The organism is Sphingomonas sp. Leaf38, assembly GCF_001421825.1.
Classification (GTDB): domain Bacteria; phylum Pseudomonadota; class Alphaproteobacteria; order Sphingomonadales; family Sphingomonadaceae; genus Sphingomonas.
The window spans coordinates 110,222-126,610 of record NZ_LMLD01000004.1 but is presented as its reverse complement, the minus strand read 5'-3'; the positions used below and the strand labels follow the sequence as shown (position 1 = coordinate 126,610).

Sequence of the window (16,389 nt, the reverse complement as noted above, 5' to 3'; positions counted from 1 at the left end):
GGCGGCGAGCGCCTGCCAGTCGGCGAGCGTTGGGGTCGGTTTGTCAGTCATACTTGAAACACCACCCCGGCGGAGGCCGGGGCCCAATTGGAAAGGTCGCAGTAACGCAGCGGAGCACCGGCCAATTCGCCGCCACCCAATTGGGCCCCGGCCTTCGCCGGGGTGGTGCGGAAAACGGAAGTCACTTGCCCGTGAACACCGGCTTGCGCTTCGTCAGGAACGCAAGCCCGCCCTCCATCGAATCCGCCGACCCGCGTGCCGCGCGCTGGTTGACCGCCTCGGCCTCCATCGCGCCGGCGTAATCGCTCGCATACGCCGCGGTGATCGCGCGACGCATCAGCCCGAGCGCGACTGTCGGCATCGCCGCCAGCCGCTCGGCCAGCGCGAACGCCTCGGCGTCGAGCGCGTCGTCCGCGACGACCTTGTGCACCATCCCCCAGTCGAGCGCCTTGGCGGCGGGCACGCGCTCGCCCAGCATCATCATCTCGGTCGCGCGCGCACGGCCGATCAGGCGGGGCAGCATCCACGATGCGCCGCCATCGGGCACCAGCCCGATATTGACGAACGCCTGGAGGAAATACGCGCTCTCGCCCGCGACGCAGAAATCGGCGGCGAGCGCGAGGCTGCAACCGATCCCCGCCGCCGGCCCGCGCACCGCGCTGACCACCGGCACCGACAGGTCGGCGATCGCCACCATCGTCGGACTATAGCTGCGGGTGAGCGCCTCATAGGTCGCCTCGCCCGGATTGTCCGAGCCGAGCGCCCCGCCGCCGACGTCCGCGCCCGAGCAGAACGCCCGCCCCGCGCCGGCGATCAGCACCGCGCGCGCACCGTCGAGATCGGCGAGCGCGGCCGCCAGCTCCTCGAACATCGCAGGCGGCGCGGCGTTCAGCCGCTCAGGTCGATTGAGCGTCAGCACCAGCACGTCGCCGCGCCGTTCGCTCAGGATATGCTCGGCCATCAGTGCGCGCCCTTCGGTGTTTCCATGAGTTCGACGAGCATCCCGCCAAAGTCCTTCGGGTGGACGAACACGATCGGCGTGCCATGCGCGCCGATCCGCGGCTCACCCAGCACGGTCGCGCCCTTCGCCTTCAGATCGGCGACCGCCGCGTCGATATCCGCGACTTCGAAGCAGACATGATGCTGACCGCCCGCCGGGTTTTTGCGCAGGAACCCCGCGATCGGCGAGCTGTCGTCATAGGGCTCGATCAACTCGATCTGCGTGTTGGGCGCATCGATGAAGCACACCTTCACGCCCTGCGCGGGCAGGTCGAACGGTTCCCCGATCGCGGTCGCGCCGAGCAGCGTGCGATACGTCTCGATCGACCTGGCGATCGACGGCGTCGCGACGCCGACATGGTTGAGGCGGCCCAGCGTAGCGGTCATCCTTCGATCCTCGGGCTGTCGGGCGTCCGGCGCGCCATCGCGGCGCCCTCGATCAGTCCCTCGATCCGGCTGACGCGTTCGCGCAACGCGACATGGCTGTCGGCGAGGCGTGCGAGCCCCGCGCTCAGCCCGGTGAGCTTCGCGTCGAGCCCATCGAGCCGCTCCTGATACGTCAGCAACGCCTTGATGACGCCGAACGCCTTCTCGGTCGCGCTCATGCGGCGTGGCTCATCGGGACCGGGTCGCCCGCCAGCGCACGCTCGATCGCCTCGAGCGCGCGGTCGATCGACCGCTCCATCGAATCGATCTTCGCATGCCAGTGCGGCAACATCGCCTCGATCTCCGGCAGGATGAGCGCCAGCGCCTTGTCATCCTCGCCCTCGGCACGGTCCTCCGCCGCGAGATACCGCGTGGAGGCCTCGCGCAGGACGTGGCCAACGGATTTACCGTTGCTGGCGGCAAAGGCATCGAGTGCCGCCTTGTGATCAGGCGAGGTCAGAAACGTCACGCGTTCGGTCTGCATGTCACGACTCCTTATCATGACATGATAATGTGCGGCTGGCGGCGATACAACGCGTCATTCGGCCGGCTCCGCGGCGGGCTTGGGCGGCACCGGGGGAACGACCCCGAGCGTATACCCACAGACGCCGAGCACCTGCCGCACCATCGCGTCGCTGGCCGGCGCGGCAAAGTTCGCCTGTACCGCGAAGCTCGCGCCATTGGTCGTCTCGACGCGCACCGTCTTCGACTTGACCAGGAAACTGGTCAGCTTGGTGATCGCCTCGGGATCGGTGACATAGGTCCCCGTCCCCGGAAACTGCCAATTATAGGTGAACGCCGGCCCGCCATCGAACCGCACCGCGACGGGCTTGTCCGCACCGGACCCGAGCGGCTGCGGCTGGATGAACTGGATCGACACGATCGGTTCGGACGCGACGTCGCATTTCACGACGAACCGTGAGAGCCCGTCATTGCCGGTAACCGATGCGGAGATGCTGCGCACGCCCGCGGGACTGGTGCGGTCGGCGAGCTTCCAGGCGGGGGCGGCTGGCGCGGGTGCGGCGGCCTGGAGAAGCAGGAGAAACGCTAGCATGATACCTCCGTCCCCCGGCACCTCATCACTCCAGCGGATACCGAAGTTTCAGCACGCGAACCACACCCCGCCCGCGCCAGATCCCAGCAGTCGCTGGGGTGACGGAGGCCGGGCCGGACCGCATGACAAGCGGGGTCACAGCGGAATGTTATCATGCTTCTTCCACGGATTCTCCAGGCTCTTGCCGCGGAGTTTCCGTAGACCCAGCGCGATGCGGCGGCGGGTCGAGTGCGGCTGGATCACCTCGTCGATGAACCCCTTTGACGCCGCGACGAACGGATTGGCGAAGCGCGCCTCGTACTCCGCGGTGCGCTCGGCGATCTCCTCGGGCGTCTTGCCACGGAAGATGATCTCGACCGCGCCCTTCGCGCCCATCACCGCGATCTCCGCGGTCGGCCACGCATAGTTCAAGTCGCCGCGCAGATGCTTCGACGCCATCACGTCGTACGCACCGCCATAGGCTTTGCGCGTGATGACGGTGATCTTGGGCACGGTCGCCTCGGCATAGGCGAACAGCAGTTTTGCGCCATGCTTGATGATGCCGTTATGCTCCTGCGCGGTGCCGGGCAGGAAGCCGGGGACGTCGACGAACGTCACGATCGGGATCTCGAACGCGTCGCAGAAGCGCACGAACCGCGCCGCCTTCTTCGACGAATTGATGTCGAGCACGCCCGCCAGCACCATCGGCTGGTTCGCGACGAAGCCGACCGTGCGCCCCTCGATCCGGCCGAAGCCGGTGATGATGTTGGCCGCATGCGCCGGCTGCGTCTCGAAGAAATCGCCCTCGTCGACGACCTTTCGGATCAGCTCGTGCATGTCGTAGGGCTGGTTCGCCGATGCGGGGACCAGCGTGTCGAGGCTGTTCTCGATCCGGTCCCACCCGTCCGCGGTCGGCCGCTCGGGCGCGCCGGTGCGGTTCGATTCGGGCAGGAAATCGAAGAAGTCGCGCGCCGCGAGCAACGCTTCGATATCGTTCTCGAACGCGTTGTCGGCGACCGACGTCTTGGTCGTGTGCGTCACCGCGCCGCCCAGCGCCTCCTGCGTCACGACCTCGTTCGTCACCGTCTTCACCACGTCGGGGCCGGTCACGAACATGTAGCTCGAATCCTTCACCATGAAGATGAAGTCGGTCATCGCGGGCGAATAGACCGCGCCGCCCGCGCAGGGGCCCATGATCAACGAAAGCTGCGGCACGACGCCGCTGGCGAGCGCATTGCGCTGGAACACCTCGGCATAGCCGCCGAGCGAGGCGACCCCCTCCTGGATGCGCGCGCCGCCGCTGTCGTTCAGCCCGATGATCGGCGCGCCGACCTTCATCGCGCTGTCCATCACCTTGCAGATCTTCTGTGCATGACGCTCGCTGAGCGACCCGCCGAATACCGTGAAATCCTGGCTGAAGACGAAGACGAGGCGGCCGTTGATCGTGCCCGATCCGGTGACCACGCCGTCGCCGGGGATCACCTGGTCCTGCATGCCGAAATCGACGCAGTTATGCTCGACATACATGTCGAGCTCCTCGAACGATCCCTCGTCCAGCAGCACGTCAAGGCGCTCTCTCGCGGTGAGCTTTCCCTTGGCGTGCTGCGCTGCGATCCGCTTGATACCCCCGCCCACTCTTGCGGCTTCGCGGCGTCGTTCAAGCTCTTCGATCGTCGATGACATCGTCTCTCCGTCCTGCTGGTGGCCTTCACAGAGCGTGAGCCTTTGCGCAAATGCAATGTTGCAAACTTGTGCCACCCATGTTTGCAAACTATGCTCATGCGATGACCACGCCCCCTCGCCGCCTCTTCGTCGGACACCGGCTGCGCGCGCTTCGCGGGACGCTCGGGATCAGCCAGGCGGCGATGGCGGTGCGGATCGGCATCTCGGTCAGCTATCTCTCGCAGATCGAGAATGGCGACCGCCCGGTCAGCGAAGCCGTACTCGTGACGCTTGCGCGCGAATTTCCCGCCGACTGGGGCAGCATCGATGCCGCGGACGACACCGCGCTGCTGGTCGCGACGCTCGAAGCGGTCACCGACACCAGCGTCGCCGCCCCCACGCTCGACGAGACCGCGATCCGCCGCGCGGTGAAGCACCAGCCGTTGCTCGCGCAGCGGCTCGTCGCGATGCACGACGCCTATCGCCGCGCGCAGGAGCAGTTGCGCGCGCTCGACGACCGGCTGGTCGCAGGGTCGGGTGCGCCCGGACTGCTCCCCTGGGAGGACGTCCGCGACTGGTTTCACGCCGCGGGCAATTATGTCGACACGCTCGACCGCCGCGCGGAGGAGATCGGCGAGACGCTGGGAAGCGACCGGATCTCCGCGCTCGAGGCAAGGCTCGCGGCGCGCGGCGTCTCCGTTGCGATCTCGGGCGCGCTCGCCGCGCCGTTGCGTGACTATGACGGCGCGACGCTGCGGCTCGACGGATCGCAGCCGGGCGAGACGATCCTCTTCTCGCTCGCGCATCAGGTCGCGCGGCACGAATTCGGCGACGTGATCGGCGGGATCGTCGCCGCATCGGAGATGGTGTCGGAAACCGCGCGCGCGCTGCTCACCGCGGGGCTCACCAATTACGCGGCAGGGGCGATCGTGATGCCCTATACCCGCTTCCGTGCCGAGGCGCGCAACGTCCGCCACGATATCGACCGGCTGCGGCGGATCTTCGGGACGAGCTTCGAACAGACCTGCCACCGGCTCTCGACATTGCAGCGCCCCGGTGCGCTCGGCATCCCGTTCTTCTTTTGCCGGGTCGACATGGCGGGCAACATCACCAAGCGGCATTCGGCCACGCGGTTGCAGTTCGCGCGGTTCGGGGGGGCGTGTCCGCTGTGGATCGTTCACGAGGCGGTCGCCATCCCCGACCGGATCCTGACGCAGCTGATCGAGACGACCGACGGGATCCGCTACGTCTCGATGGCGAAGGGGCTGGTGAAGCCGTCCGAGACCTATACGCGGCCGGCGCGGCGCTATGCCGTGGCGCTGGGGTGCGAGGAGGCGAATGCGTCGGAGTTCATCTATGCGGACGCGCTGGGGACCGGAGGCATCGCGACCCCGATCGGGTCGTCGTGCCGCATCTGCCTGCGCACCGACTGCGACCAGCGGGCGTTTCCACCGGCGGCCAGCGACATCCGAGTCGATCCGAACCGCCGCGGGGCTGTGCCGTACGAGGTCGTGTAACGCGCTTGATTCAACGCACCATCCCGGCGAAGGCCGGGGTGGAGGCTCTATCGTCGGGCGATATCAATCCTTCGGGAAGAAGCGCTCGACCACGTTGCTCGCGAGTCGCGAGGGTCGCAGCGTTTCCGCGTCGAGGCAGCACCAGCTCGACTTCACCTCGGCGAGCACATCCTCGCCGCGCTTGATGATCGTCTCGTAGAACGCGCGCGCGCCCTGCACCTTTTCGAGCAGCACCGTCGCGATGACGTCGTCGTCGAGGAACGCCGGCTTGCGGTACGTGATCTCGTGCTTGAGCGCGACCCACAGATGCCCTGCGACCGCATCGGCAGGCGCGAGCCGCTGCCAATGATCGATCACCGCCGCCTGAACCCACTTCAGATAGTTCGCGTTGTTGACGTGACCCATGAAGTCGATGTCGGCCGGCTCGATGCCGATGGCGTATTGATGAGGGAGCGCTGTAGACACACGCGTCCTATAGCATGCGAACCTGAACATAGCGATGACGGGCGTGCGAACGCGGCGACCATCCGTCTCATGATCCAAGAATTTGCGCGTATCGGTGTGCAAAAGCAATCGGCGGCGCATCGGCAAGGGGACGCAAGCGGCCAGAACGCGCTGGATGCCCCGTGAGGATTCGAACCTCAATAGGCGGTATCAGAAACCGCAGTCTTACCATTAGACGACGGGGCATCAGCGAGGGCGCGATCTAGGCGGGCGGTTTCGTGCTGTCAACGCTAAGATGATACCGATTCGCCACTTCGCTTGCGTAATCGTGCCGCCGCGCTACATTCGGCCTCAAGCACCGGGCGGGTATTTTCCCGCGGCGGCAGATATAGATAGCGAGTTTTACGGCGATGGGGGATGTTTCCGCCCGAATGCCGTTCCGGCAGGGCGGTCCTGCCCGTCCGGCGGCGACCCGGCCCAGTCGAGGGCGGTGGGCCGATGCGCAGGCATTTGCCGCGCTGGATCTGGGTACCAACAATTGCAGATTGCTGATCGCGCGGCCGCAGGCGGGCGGGTTTGCGGTGATCGATGCGTTCTCGCGAATCGTCCGGCTTGGCGAGGGCCTGGCGTCGACCGGCAAGCTGAGCGACGCGGCGATCGAGCGGACGATCGCCGCTCTGCGAGTGTGTTCCGAAAAGCTTCAACGGCGCAATGTAACCCTGGCGCGATCGGTCGCGACCGAGGCGTGCCGGCAAGCGTCGAACGGCCCTGCGTTTATCGCACGCGCGCTGGCGGAAACCGGGATTCACCTCGATATCATTTCGGCCGAGGAAGAGGCGCGGCTGGCCGTGCTCGGCTGCCATGCGTTGATCGAGCCCGGCGAGGACCCGGCACTCGTGTTCGATATCGGCGGCGGGTCGACCGAGCTCGTACTGGTCGATACCTCGACGCCAATCCCGACCGTACTCGACTGGCACTCCGCACCATGGGGCGTCGTGTCGCTCACCGAACATGCCGGCGGCGGCGAAGGCGAAGACGGACGTCGTGCCGCCTATGCACGGATGCGCACCGTCGTCGCGGACAGTTTCGCGGGATTCGCCGCGCGGTTGCCGCGACACATCGAACGACCGCGGCTGCTCGGCACCAGCGGCACGGTGACGACGCTTGGCAGCGTGCATCTCGGGCTCAGCCATTACGACCGGTCGGTGGTCGACGGGCTGATCGTGCCGGCGTCGGCGATGCGGCGGATCAGCGCCGACCTTTCCCATATGTCGATCACGGAGCGCGCCAAGCTGCCGTGCATCGGCAACGAGCGCGCCGACCTGGTGGTCGCGGGCTGTGCGATTCTGGAGACGATCATGGATTTGTGGCCCGCCGAGCGGCTCGGCATCGCCGACCGCGGTATTCGCGAAGGCATCCTCCGCCGGCTGATGGGTGCCCCCAAGCCGGGCAAGTCGGGGATCGCAGCGTGAGCCGGGGCGGGTCCGGCGGGCATGTCCGCGTCCTCACCGCGCGCAAGCGCACCGCGCAGTCGACGCGCTGGCTCGAGCGGCAGCTGAACGATCCCTATGTGAAGCGCGCCAAGGCCGACGGCTATCGCAGCCGGGCGGCGTACAAGCTGATCGAGCTCGACGAGCGGTTCGAGTTGATCCGCGGAAGCAAGCGCGTGGTCGATCTGGGGATCGCGCCGGGCGGCTGGGCGCAGGTTATCCGCCGGCGGATCCCCAAGGCGGCGGTGGTCGGGATCGATCTGCTCCCGGTCGATCCGATCGACGGCGTGACGATCTTCGAGATGGACTTCCTCGACGATGCCGCCCCCGGCAAGCTGATCGAAGCACTGGGCGGCGCACCCGACCTGGTGCTGTCGGACATGGCCGCGAACACGGTCGGCCATCCGCAGACCGATGCGCTCCGGACGATGGCGCTGGTCGAGACCGCGCTGCACTTTGCGTGCGAGGTGCTCGAGCCCGGCGGGACGTTCGTGTCGAAGGTGTTCGCAGGGGGTGCCGACTCCGAGCTGGTCGCGGAGATGAAGCGGAACTTCAAGACGGTGAAGCATGCCAAGCCGCCGGCGAGCCGGAAGGGCTCGGTGGAATGGTTCGTGGTGGCGCAGGGGTTCAAGGGTCGGTCAGCGGATCAGCCCCGCTGATCCGCGTCGCGGACCGGCCCCGGCCAGCGTCGAGCAGCGACGACTGACGACGCGGCTTCGCCGCGACGCTCTGCCTCAGGGTGATACCAACCGCACCGGCTCGTGACAAAGTGTGTGTCCCGCGAAGGCGGGGACCCAGCCTGGGCTCCCGCCTTCGCGGGAGAACAAGGGAGCCGGGACTCGCGCGGCGCCTGCCCTCCCCTTTCCGAGGGTGAACGGTGCGTCCCTCTACGGAAACCAGTCAAAGAAAAAGCCCGTGGACTTGGGTCCACGGGCTTTCTCTATGTCGGGCGCCGCGGCAAAGCCGCGTCGTCGGTCGGGCGATGCCCGCCGGCCGGGGTTTCGGCCGAGCCGCGGATTAGCTTTCGCTAATCCCGCTGCCTCAACCTTCGTAGTCCGCACCCAGATTCTGATTCCGCGGCGGTGCAGCGGCAGTAAGGCGAAGCGCCTCGGCCGATGCGGCCAGGCTGCCGACGGCATCGACTTCATCGTCGTCATCGACGCGAACCTTCTGCAGGCCCTGGATGACCTGTTCCTTGAGATGCGCCGGCTTGACGTTCTCGTCGGCGATCTCGCGCAGCGCGACGACCGGGTTCTTGTCGCGGTCACGGTCGAGCGTCAGTTCGGCGCCGCCCGAGATCTGGCGCGCACGCTGCGCCGCGAACAACACCAGGTCGAACCGGTTTGGGATCTTGTCGACACAATCCTCGACGGTAACGCGCGCCATGCGGCTTCCTTCGTAACAACGATAGAATGAGAATGCGTCGCCTACGGGCGATGGCCCGCAAAGTCAAGAAATCCGCCGCGGGTTGCAACCGCCGCCGCCGCGTGGTCATCACTCGCGCCATGGACGATCCCGCAGACCAGCCGACCTTTGCCGTCGACGGCAACCAGATGACCCTGCTCGACACCGGCCCCCGGCGCCTCGACGCGGTGCTGGCGCTGATCGATGGGGCCGAGCGGTCGTTGCGCGTGCTCTACTACATCTATGCCGACGACGAGTCCGGCAAACGCGTCAACGCGGCGCTGATCGCCGCCGCCGAGCGCGGTGTCGCGGTCGCGCTGATCGTTGACGGCTTCGGCAGCGACGACGCGCCGCATGCCTTTTTCGAACCGCTGGAGTCCGCCGGCATTTCGGTCTGCCGCTTTTCCGCGCGGTTCGGCCGCCGCTATCTGCTGCGCAATCACCAGAAGCTCGCGCTCGCCGACGAAGCCCGGATCATCATCGGCGGCTTCAACATCGAGGACGATTATTTCGGGACCGCCGCCGACCAGGCCTGGCGCGATCTCGGCCTGCTGGTCGAAGGGCCGGCAGCGGGGCGGCTGGCGGGGTATTTCGATGCGCTGAAGGACTGGATCCACGACCCCAAGGGCAAGCTGCGCCACCTGAACGCCGCGCTATCGCGCTGGAGCGAGACGACGGGCGCGACCCGCTGGCTGATCGGCGGACCGACCCGCAAGCTGTCCCCCTGGGCGCGCGCGGTGCGCGACGACATGCGGCGCGGACGGCGGATCGACATCATCGCGGGCTATTTCACGCCGAGCCCCGCCTTGTTGCGGCGCCTCGACAAGGCGGGACGGCGACAGGCCGGCGTCCGGATCGTCACCGCCAGCAAATCGGACAACAACGCGACGATCGCCGCCGCGCGGTTCACCTATGCGGGGTTGTTGCGCAAGGGCGTCCGCGTGTTCGAATACCAGCCGACCAAGCTCCACACCAAGCTCTACGTGATCGACGATGCGGTCCATATCGGCTCGGCCAATTTCGACATGCGTAGCCTGTTCATCAACATGGAGCTGATGCTGCGGATCGAGGATGCCGCGTTCGCCGCGCACGTCCGCCACTATGTCGACGGCGAGATCGCCAAGTCGACCGAAGTGACCGGAGCGCTTTACCGCGCCAACACCGGCTGGGTGCAGCGGATCAAGCAGTTCGCGGCCTATTTCGTCGTTGCGGTCGTCGACCCAAGCCTGTCGCGCGGGTTGAACTTCGGGATCGACGAATAGGCGCGGCCGCCCCTCCCCGCCAGAGCGGGGTGGCGAGTCTGCGGTGCGCGTCAGTCCTTCCAGGCCCAGTACAGCTGCGCCGGCGGTACGTTCCACCACTCCATGTCGTGATCGATCGACTCGAAGTGCGGGGTGAGGAAGTCCTTCACCTTGGGCGAGAACTGATAGACCAGAAATGCGCCGCCGCTGCGCAGTACGGCATGCGTCGCGGTGGCGATCGCCGGACCGACGCCGGGAGGCAGCGTCGAGAACGGCAGACCCGACAGGACGTAATCGGCCTTTTCGAAGCCATGATCGGCGACGATCGTCTCGACCTCGTCCGCCGAGCCCAGCACTGCGAAGAATCGCGGATCGGTGATCGTGTGGCGCAGATACCGGATGAAATCGGGGTTGGTGTCGATCACCACCAGCTTGGCATCGGGTGCCATCCGGTCGAGGATCGGTCGGCAGAAGGTGCCGACGCCCGGGCCGTATTCGACGAACAGCTTGCAGTTTGCCCAGTCGACCGGGTCGAGCATCTTGCGGATCAGCTTGTCCGACGACGGCACGATCGATCCGACCATGACGGGATGTTTCAGGAACCCCGAAAAGAACATCTGCCACGGAGACGGCACGCCGGCGGGGCGGCTGCGTGCGCGCCGGGTGGCGGTGGTCGAACTGGGCATCGTGTTCCTTACGGTCAGGGGTCCCGCAACGACGGCGAGGCTTTGCACCTCCCGTCGCACGAATTCCGAACGCGTTTCAAGGCCTGCGAGTTGCATGCGGCGACGAACCGAGCGCGACATCATGCCGCGCCCGTGGGTTCGGTCGATGTTCCGCCGGCGTTGCCAAGCCTGTCCGATCGCTTAAGCAAGCGATCATGAACGACGATCGTACAGGACAGATAGCGGTAATTTTCACGTCGTTCCGTAACGACGCGGATGCCATCGGCTATGCCGAGGCCGCGGCGGCGATGGACGCACTCGCTGCCGTGCAGCCAGGCTATCGTGGCGTCGACAGCGCGCGCGAGGCGGACGGCATGGGGATCACCGTCAGCTATTGGGCGGACGATGCGGCCGCGATCGCGTGGCGCGACCATCCCGAGCATGCCGCGATTCGCGATCGGGGCCGCGCGCGTTGGTACGACCGCTATGCGGTGAGCGTGACGCGGGTCGAGCGCGCTTATGCCTGGACGCGGCCGTGACCGGAGCATCGACCGACACACCGAGGATCGATCGGCGGTTCGCGCTGATGTTTCTCGTGATGCTGACGATCGCAGCGGGGAACACCGCGCTGCAATCGGTGCTGCCGGCGCTCGGCCGGTCGCTCGGCGTCGCCGACAGCGCGGTCGCAGCGGCGTTCTCGGTATCCGCGCTGCTGTGGGTGATCGCCGCGCCGTTCTGGGCGAAGCGATCGGACCGGCATGGTCGCCGGGCGATGATCCTGCTCGGCGTCGGCGGGTTCAGCGTGTCGCTCACCGTGTGCGGCGTCTTCCTGCTGGCGGGGATCAACGCCTGGATTGGCGGGACCGCGGCGTTCCTGTGCTTCATCGGCGGGCGACTGATCTACGGCACGTTCGGCGCCGCCGCGCCGCCGGCGGTACAGGCGCTCGTCGCGGGCGAGACGACACGCGAGGAACGGACCAAGGCGTTGACCCTGCTCGCCTCCGCATTTGGTCTCGGCACCATCTTGGGGCCGGCGATCGCGCCATATCTGATCCTGGGGTCGATCGGTGGCGTCGAGATCGGCCTGTCGGGCCCGGCGTTCCTGTTCGCGGTGTTCGGGGTGGCGGTGTGGATCACCGTGCGACGGATGCTGCCGGACGACCGAATCGTCGCGTCGCACGAAACGCATGGTGCCAGCTCCGCCTATCCCTCGATCGGTGGCGCGCCGACCGGGGCCTCGGTCGCCGCCGCGACCGAATCGCACGCCGAGCATGTCGCCTATACCGATCCCCGGATTCGTGCCTGGATGGTCGCCGGGCTGGTGATGGGCCATGCGCAGGCGATGACCGGACAGGCGATCGGCTTCCTGGTGATCGACCGCCTCCACCTTGCACCGGCGTCCGCGCTCGAGCCGACCGGGATCGTGCTGATGATGGGCGCCGGCGCCGCGCTGCTCGCACAATGGGGGATCATCCCGCGGTTGAACCTGACCCCGCGCCAGCTTGTGCTGACCGGGCTGGTGCTGGCCGCGGCGGGCACCGCGCTGACGGGACTGGCGACGTCGCTCTACACGATCGCGACCGCCTATGCGCTGGCGAGCCTCGGTTTCGGCTTCACCCGGCCGGGGTTCACCGCGGGGTCGTCGCTGGCGGTCGGCGCCAATGCGCAGGGCTCGGTCGCGGGGAAAGTGACGAGCATCAACGGCGCGAGCTTCGTGCTTGGCCCCTCGATCGGCGTCGGCCTGTACGAAGCCCAGCATTCGCTGCCCTACCTGGTGGCAGGCGCGGCATGTATCGCGATGATCGCCTATGCCTATGTGGCACTAAAGGATGCGGGAAGCTGAGGCGTCCCCTCGCCCGCGCTCTATCGCTGGCGCATCATTCCCGCTCGCGGCCGCTCCGATGACGGCCCGCAACCCGTGGCCCTTGGTCCGAAGAAGCACGGACGAGGCGGCCGTCGGCCAATTGCCCGCTCAGCGGTCCTGGGAGTGGTCGTGCGGATCGCTCCCGCCGGCGTGCCGCGCAACTGGCCAGGGCTGGGGGGTGTGGTCATCGCTGGGGGCGACATGCTGACGGACAGCGGCGCGATGGCGAGCTCCTCCACGGTGGCGTCGCCCCCAAGTGTGCGAGCCGAGCCGCCTCGCGTCATCGCAGGGATCGGACCTCGCTTCCGATAGGCCTGACGCGGATGCGCCGAGGAGCGTTACAGGCTGAGATTGCGTATCAGCACTTCCGCGGAGGCCATCTCGCCCAACGGGCCGCGCCCGTCGCCGGAAAATATGTCCGCCAGGTCGAGCAGGTCTTCGTCGCCAAGCGCCGTCACCGACGCCTGTACAGCGGCAAGCCGCACGACCGCGTGGTCGGCCTTTGCCGCGCGTCTTTTGATCCGTGTTCTCAACATTTTCGGCAGATAGCAGGATCGCGCCGCCGATGGCAGGTCCGAATGCAGACCAATCCACGTCCGAAGCAATGGCTGGCCGTTTGCGCATTTTCGAGCAAGATGCTGAATACCGGCGCGTTCTGGACACCACCCCGCCCGTCTCGCGCTTGCCGCACTGCCCCCCGCCCCCTACTGCGCTGCGATGACCCGGCACTACGGCATGGACTGGCTGCGGATCGGCGCGTTCGCGCTGCTGATCCTCTACCATATCGGCATGGTCTTCGTGCCGTGGAACTTCCATGTGAAGTCGCTCCATGTCGAGAACTGGGTGCGGCTGCCGATGCTGGCGAGCAACGCGTGGCGGCTGATGCTGCTGTTCGTCGTCTCGGGCTATGCCAGCCGCGCGCTGCTGAACCGGTCGCGCGGCACGGGCGCGTTCTTCGCCAATCGCTGCTACCGGTTGCTCGTGCCTTTGCTGTTCGGCATCGCGGTGGTCGTGCCACCGCAACCCTGGGTCGAGCTGGTCACCAAGCATGGCTATGCCGGCAGCTATCTGACGTTCTGGGCCCACGACTATTTCCGGTTCGGCAAGCTCGCCGGGATCATGCTGCCGACGTGGAACCATCTCTGGTTCGTGGTCTATCTCTGGGCCTATACGACCGCGCTGACGCTCGGCCTGATCGTCATCCGCGGCACCTGGCTGCAACGCGCGTTCGATTGGATGTTTGGCAGCCCGGCGGTCCTCCTCCTCCCCGTCGCATGGCTCGTCTTCGTGCACGGCTGGTGGTTCCTGATGGCCGCCGAAACACAGGCGCTCTATGGTGACTGGGTCGCGCACGTCACCTATTTCCCCGCCTTCCTGTTCGGCTTCGGCCTCGCCCGCTCCGACCCCGCAATGGCGGCGATCGCGCGCTGGTGGAAAGCCGGCGCCGCGGTCGCGCTGCTCGGCTATCTCGCGGTTCTTGCGGTCGAGCTGGAATGGCCGGGCGACATCGTCGCACCGCGCTGGATCTACCCGGCGTACGGCGTTGCGCACGCGCTCGAGCAATGGGGCGCGATCGTTGCGCTGATCGGGATCGCCGAACGCCACTCGAACCACGACCATCGCTGGCGCCCGGTGCTGACCGAGGCGGTGTTCCCGTTCTACCTGATCCACCAGACGATCATCGTGCTCGTGATGTACGCGCTGCTCCCGGCCGGGCTGCCGGGCTGGGCGGAGTTCGCCTGCCTGCTCGCCGCGACGATCGTCGGCTGCATCGCCTTCTACCGGATCGGCCGCGGCATCGCGCCGCTCCGCCCGCTCATCGGCCTGCGCGCCCTCCCCTCGAAAGACTCAGCATGACCTGGACTCTCGTCATCCACGGCGGCGCCGGCAAACTCGACAGCGAGATGGTCTCGCCAGAGCAGGACGCGGGCGCGCGCGCCGGCCTGTCGAACGCGCTCGACGCCGGATCCGCGGTGCTGGCGGATGGCGGCAGCGCGCTCGACGCGGTCGAGGCGGCGGTCCGGGTGCTGGAGGACGACCTCCACTTCAATTCGGGGCGCGGCGCGGTGTTCACGCATGACGGCACGCTCGAGCTCGATGCCGCGATCATGGACGGGCGCACCCGCGCCGCTGGAGCGGTCGCGGCGGCCACCGCCACGCGCAATCCGGTCGGCCTCGCCCGCGCGATCCTCAACGACGGCCGGCACGTCTTTCTCGCGGGCAAGGGCGCCGACGCCTTTTCGCGCGAACACGGGCTCGAACAGGCGGGGGCGGACTGGTTCGCCACGCCCGAGCGCACGCGCCAGTTCGCCGAGTTCCAGGCCGATGGCGGCGGGTTCGACGTCGACATGAAATACGGCACCGTCGGCGCGGTCGCGTGTGACGCGCACGGCCATGTCGCCGCTGCCACCTCGACCGGCGGCGTGACCGGCAAGCGCTGGGGCCGGATCGGCGATTCGCCCGTGATCGGCGCAGGCACCTTCGCCGACGATCGCGCGTGCGCGGTGTCGTGCACCGGCTCGGGCGAGTTCTTCCTGCGCATCGGCGTCGGCCATGAGATCGCCGCACGAGTCCGCCTGTCGGGCGAATCGCTGCAGGTCGCCGCCGACGCGGTGCTCGCCGAAGTGAAGGCGCTCGGCGGCACCGGCGGCGTGATCGTCGCAGGCCCGGACGGCGACATGGCCTGGGGGTTCAACACCGTCGGCATGTACCGCGGGACGGCATCGTCTGCGGGGTGCCGGACCGTCGCGATCTACGCTAACGAGCCGGTATGAAGCGCTTTATCCTCGCCGCGGCATCGTCCGCGCTGGCCATGCTCGGCCTCGCCTCCCCCGCCACCGCGTTCTGGGAATATGGTCACCAGACCGTCGCGCAGATCGCCTATGCCAACGTCACGCCGAAGACCAAGGCGGCGATCCGCCGGCTGCTGGCGCAACAGGCGTTGCTCGACACGCCCGAATGCCCCGCCGGGACGATCGAGCAGGCGAGCGTCTGGGCGGACTGCATCAAGCCGCTGAAAACCGCCGACGGCAAGTCGCGCTTCGGCTTCGCCTATAGCTGGCACTACCAGAACGCCGACGTCTGTGCGCCGTTCGACCTCACGCCCGCGTGCAAGGACGGCGACTGCGTCTCCGCGCAGATCGACCGCGACGTGACACTGCTGCGCGATCGCGCCACTTCGCCCAGGGACCGCGTCCAGGCGCTGGCGTTCCTGATCCACTTCGTCGGCGATCTCCACCAGCCGCTTCATGCGGGCGACCGCCACGACAAGGGCGGCAACGATGTGAAGGCGGATTACGGCATCTACGGCCCGGCGCGGTTCAACCTGCATTCGATCTGGGACGGCCCACTGGCCGAGCGCGCGATCTCTACGCCGCCGTCGCTGGTACGGCGTTATCCGGCGGCCGAGCGCGCGAAGATCGGCGCGGGGACGGTCACCGACTGGAGCCGGGAGTCGTGGGAAGCCTCGCATACGGCGTATGCGGCGGCGCTCGGCGGCGATGCGTGTGGCACGGTGCCTGCGCGCGTGAAGATGGATGACGCGACGATCGCGAAGATGGTCCCTGTCTCGCGCGAAGAGATCCGCCGCGGAGGCATCCGCCTGGCGAAACTGCTCGACAAGGCGCTGGGCTAAACCCCTCTCC

The 16,389-nt window shown here is 67.5% G+C and carries 19 protein-coding genes and 1 tRNA gene; 9 read left to right on the top strand and 11 right to left on the bottom strand.

Annotated elements, in window-relative coordinates; translation table 11 throughout:
* Positions 1–181: 181 nt before the first annotated feature.
* The 6 genes from ASE88_RS00820 to ASE88_RS00795 form a co-directional block, all read right to left on the bottom strand.
* Complete coding sequence (locus ASE88_RS00820) at positions 182–961, bottom strand: enoyl-CoA hydratase-related protein (protein WP_056474245.1); 780 nt, start codon at positions 959–961, stop codon at positions 182–184.
* Positions 961–1,386, bottom strand: a complete 426-nt coding sequence (gene mce, locus ASE88_RS00815; RefSeq protein ID WP_056474244.1) for a methylmalonyl-CoA epimerase — start codon at positions 1,384–1,386, stop codon at positions 961–963. Before mce ends, ASE88_RS00820 begins: the two co-directional genes overlap by 1 nt.
* Positions 1,383–1,604, bottom strand: a complete 222-nt coding sequence (locus ASE88_RS00810; protein WP_055882014.1) for a hypothetical protein — start codon at positions 1,602–1,604, stop codon at positions 1,383–1,385. The genes mce and ASE88_RS00810 overlap by 4 nt, the downstream gene beginning before the upstream one ends.
* Positions 1,601–1,909 (bottom strand): hypothetical protein, encoded by a 309-nt coding sequence (locus ASE88_RS00805; RefSeq protein WP_056474239.1) that lies wholly within the window; start codon positions 1,907–1,909, stop codon positions 1,601–1,603. The genes ASE88_RS00810 and ASE88_RS00805 overlap by 4 nt, the downstream gene beginning before the upstream one ends.
* 54 nt (positions 1,910–1,963) lie before the next feature.
* Positions 1,964–2,479 (bottom strand): hypothetical protein, encoded by a 516-nt coding sequence (locus ASE88_RS00800; protein ID WP_056474237.1) that lies wholly within the window; start codon positions 2,477–2,479, stop codon positions 1,964–1,966.
* 135 nt (positions 2,480–2,614) lie between these two features.
* Positions 2,615–4,141 carry an acyl-CoA carboxylase subunit beta gene (locus ASE88_RS00795; RefSeq protein ID WP_056474235.1) on the bottom strand — a complete coding sequence of 509 codons (1,527 nt, stop codon included), beginning with the start codon at positions 4,139–4,141 and terminating at the stop codon, positions 2,615–2,617.
* A 101-nt stretch (positions 4,142–4,242) separates the two neighbouring features.
* Between ASE88_RS00795 and ASE88_RS00790 the strand changes: the two genes are divergently transcribed.
* Positions 4,243–5,637 carry a helix-turn-helix domain-containing protein gene (locus tag ASE88_RS00790; protein ID WP_056474407.1) on the top strand — a complete coding sequence of 465 codons (1,395 nt, stop codon included), beginning with the start codon at positions 4,243–4,245 and terminating at the stop codon, positions 5,635–5,637.
* Positions 5,638–5,700: 63 nt separating this feature from the next.
* On the opposite strand, the gene ASE88_RS00785 is transcribed toward ASE88_RS00790, so the two are convergent.
* Together ASE88_RS00785 and ASE88_RS00780 are read right to left on the bottom strand one after the other, a co-directional pair.
* Positions 5,701–6,102: an acyl-CoA thioesterase gene (locus ASE88_RS00785; protein WP_056474406.1), complete on the bottom strand. Its 402-nt coding sequence runs from the start codon at positions 6,100–6,102 to the stop codon at positions 5,701–5,703.
* A gap of 151 nt (positions 6,103–6,253) precedes the next feature.
* A tRNA-Gln gene (locus ASE88_RS00780) sits at positions 6,254–6,327 on the bottom strand.
* A gap of 185 nt (positions 6,328–6,512) precedes the next feature.
* On the opposite strand from ASE88_RS00780, the gene ASE88_RS00775 reads away from it, so the two are divergent.
* Together ASE88_RS00775 and ASE88_RS00770 are read left to right on the top strand one after the other, a co-directional pair.
* Positions 6,513–7,553, top strand: a complete 1,041-nt coding sequence (locus ASE88_RS00775) for a Ppx/GppA phosphatase family protein (protein ID WP_056474233.1) — start codon at positions 6,513–6,515, stop codon at positions 7,551–7,553.
* Positions 7,550–8,230 carry an RlmE family RNA methyltransferase gene (locus ASE88_RS00770; RefSeq protein WP_055882031.1) on the top strand — a complete coding sequence of 227 codons (681 nt, stop codon included), beginning with the start codon at positions 7,550–7,552 and terminating at the stop codon, positions 8,228–8,230. The genes ASE88_RS00775 and ASE88_RS00770 overlap by 4 nt, the downstream gene beginning before the upstream one ends.
* Positions 8,231–8,612: 382 nt before the next feature.
* Here the strand turns inward: ASE88_RS00770 and rpoZ are convergent, their stop codons facing one another.
* On the bottom strand, positions 8,613–8,957 hold the full coding sequence (rpoZ, locus tag ASE88_RS00765; protein WP_055882033.1) for a DNA-directed RNA polymerase subunit omega: 345 nt from the start codon (positions 8,955–8,957) through the stop codon (positions 8,613–8,615).
* 119 nt (positions 8,958–9,076) lie between these two features.
* Between rpoZ and ASE88_RS00760 the strand changes: the two genes are divergently transcribed.
* Positions 9,077–10,237, top strand: a complete 1,161-nt coding sequence (locus ASE88_RS00760) for a phospholipase D-like domain-containing protein (RefSeq protein WP_056474404.1) — start codon at positions 9,077–9,079, stop codon at positions 10,235–10,237.
* Positions 10,238–10,287: 50 nt separating this feature from the next.
* Here ASE88_RS00760 and ASE88_RS00755 read toward each other — a convergent pair whose 3' ends face one another.
* Positions 10,288–10,902 (bottom strand): class I SAM-dependent methyltransferase, encoded by a 615-nt coding sequence (locus tag ASE88_RS00755; protein WP_055882467.1) that lies wholly within the window; start codon positions 10,900–10,902, stop codon positions 10,288–10,290.
* A 194-nt stretch (positions 10,903–11,096) separates the two neighbouring features.
* Between ASE88_RS00755 and ASE88_RS00750 the strand changes: the two genes are divergently transcribed.
* Both ASE88_RS00750 and ASE88_RS00745 read left to right on the top strand, forming a co-directional pair.
* A complete protein-coding gene (locus ASE88_RS00750) occupies positions 11,097–11,420 on the top strand; it encodes an antibiotic biosynthesis monooxygenase (protein ID WP_055882037.1) in 324 nt (107 codons plus the stop codon).
* 47 nt (positions 11,421–11,467) lie between these two features.
* Positions 11,468–12,724 carry an MFS transporter gene (locus ASE88_RS00745; protein ID WP_056474400.1) on the top strand — a complete coding sequence of 419 codons (1,257 nt, stop codon included), beginning with the start codon at positions 11,468–11,470 and terminating at the stop codon, positions 12,722–12,724.
* Positions 12,725–13,083: 359 nt separating this feature from the next.
* Here ASE88_RS00745 and ASE88_RS00740 read toward each other — a convergent pair whose 3' ends face one another.
* Positions 13,084–13,281 (bottom strand): hypothetical protein, encoded by a 198-nt coding sequence (locus tag ASE88_RS00740; protein ID WP_056474231.1) that lies wholly within the window; start codon positions 13,279–13,281, stop codon positions 13,084–13,086.
* A 181-nt stretch (positions 13,282–13,462) separates the two neighbouring features.
* Between ASE88_RS00740 and ASE88_RS00735 the strand changes: the two genes are divergently transcribed.
* Genes ASE88_RS00735 through ASE88_RS00725 form a run of 3 tightly spaced genes read left to right on the top strand, consistent with a single transcriptional unit; the run spans position 13,463 to position 16,379 of the window.
* Entirely contained in the window at positions 13,463–14,602 is a 1,140-nt protein-coding gene (locus ASE88_RS00735) for an acyltransferase family protein (RefSeq protein WP_056474229.1), read from the top strand.
* The gene (locus ASE88_RS00730) at positions 14,599–15,519 is read left to right on the top strand and encodes an isoaspartyl peptidase/L-asparaginase family protein (protein WP_056474227.1); all 921 of its coding nucleotides are present in this window, start codon (positions 14,599–14,601) and stop codon (positions 15,517–15,519) included. Before ASE88_RS00735 ends, ASE88_RS00730 begins: the two co-directional genes overlap by 4 nt.
* Positions 15,516–16,379 carry a S1/P1 nuclease gene (locus ASE88_RS00725; RefSeq protein WP_056474224.1) on the top strand — a complete coding sequence of 288 codons (864 nt, stop codon included), beginning with the start codon at positions 15,516–15,518 and terminating at the stop codon, positions 16,377–16,379. Before ASE88_RS00730 ends, ASE88_RS00725 begins: the two co-directional genes overlap by 4 nt.
* The last annotated feature ends 10 nt before the right edge of the window (positions 16,380–16,389 follow it).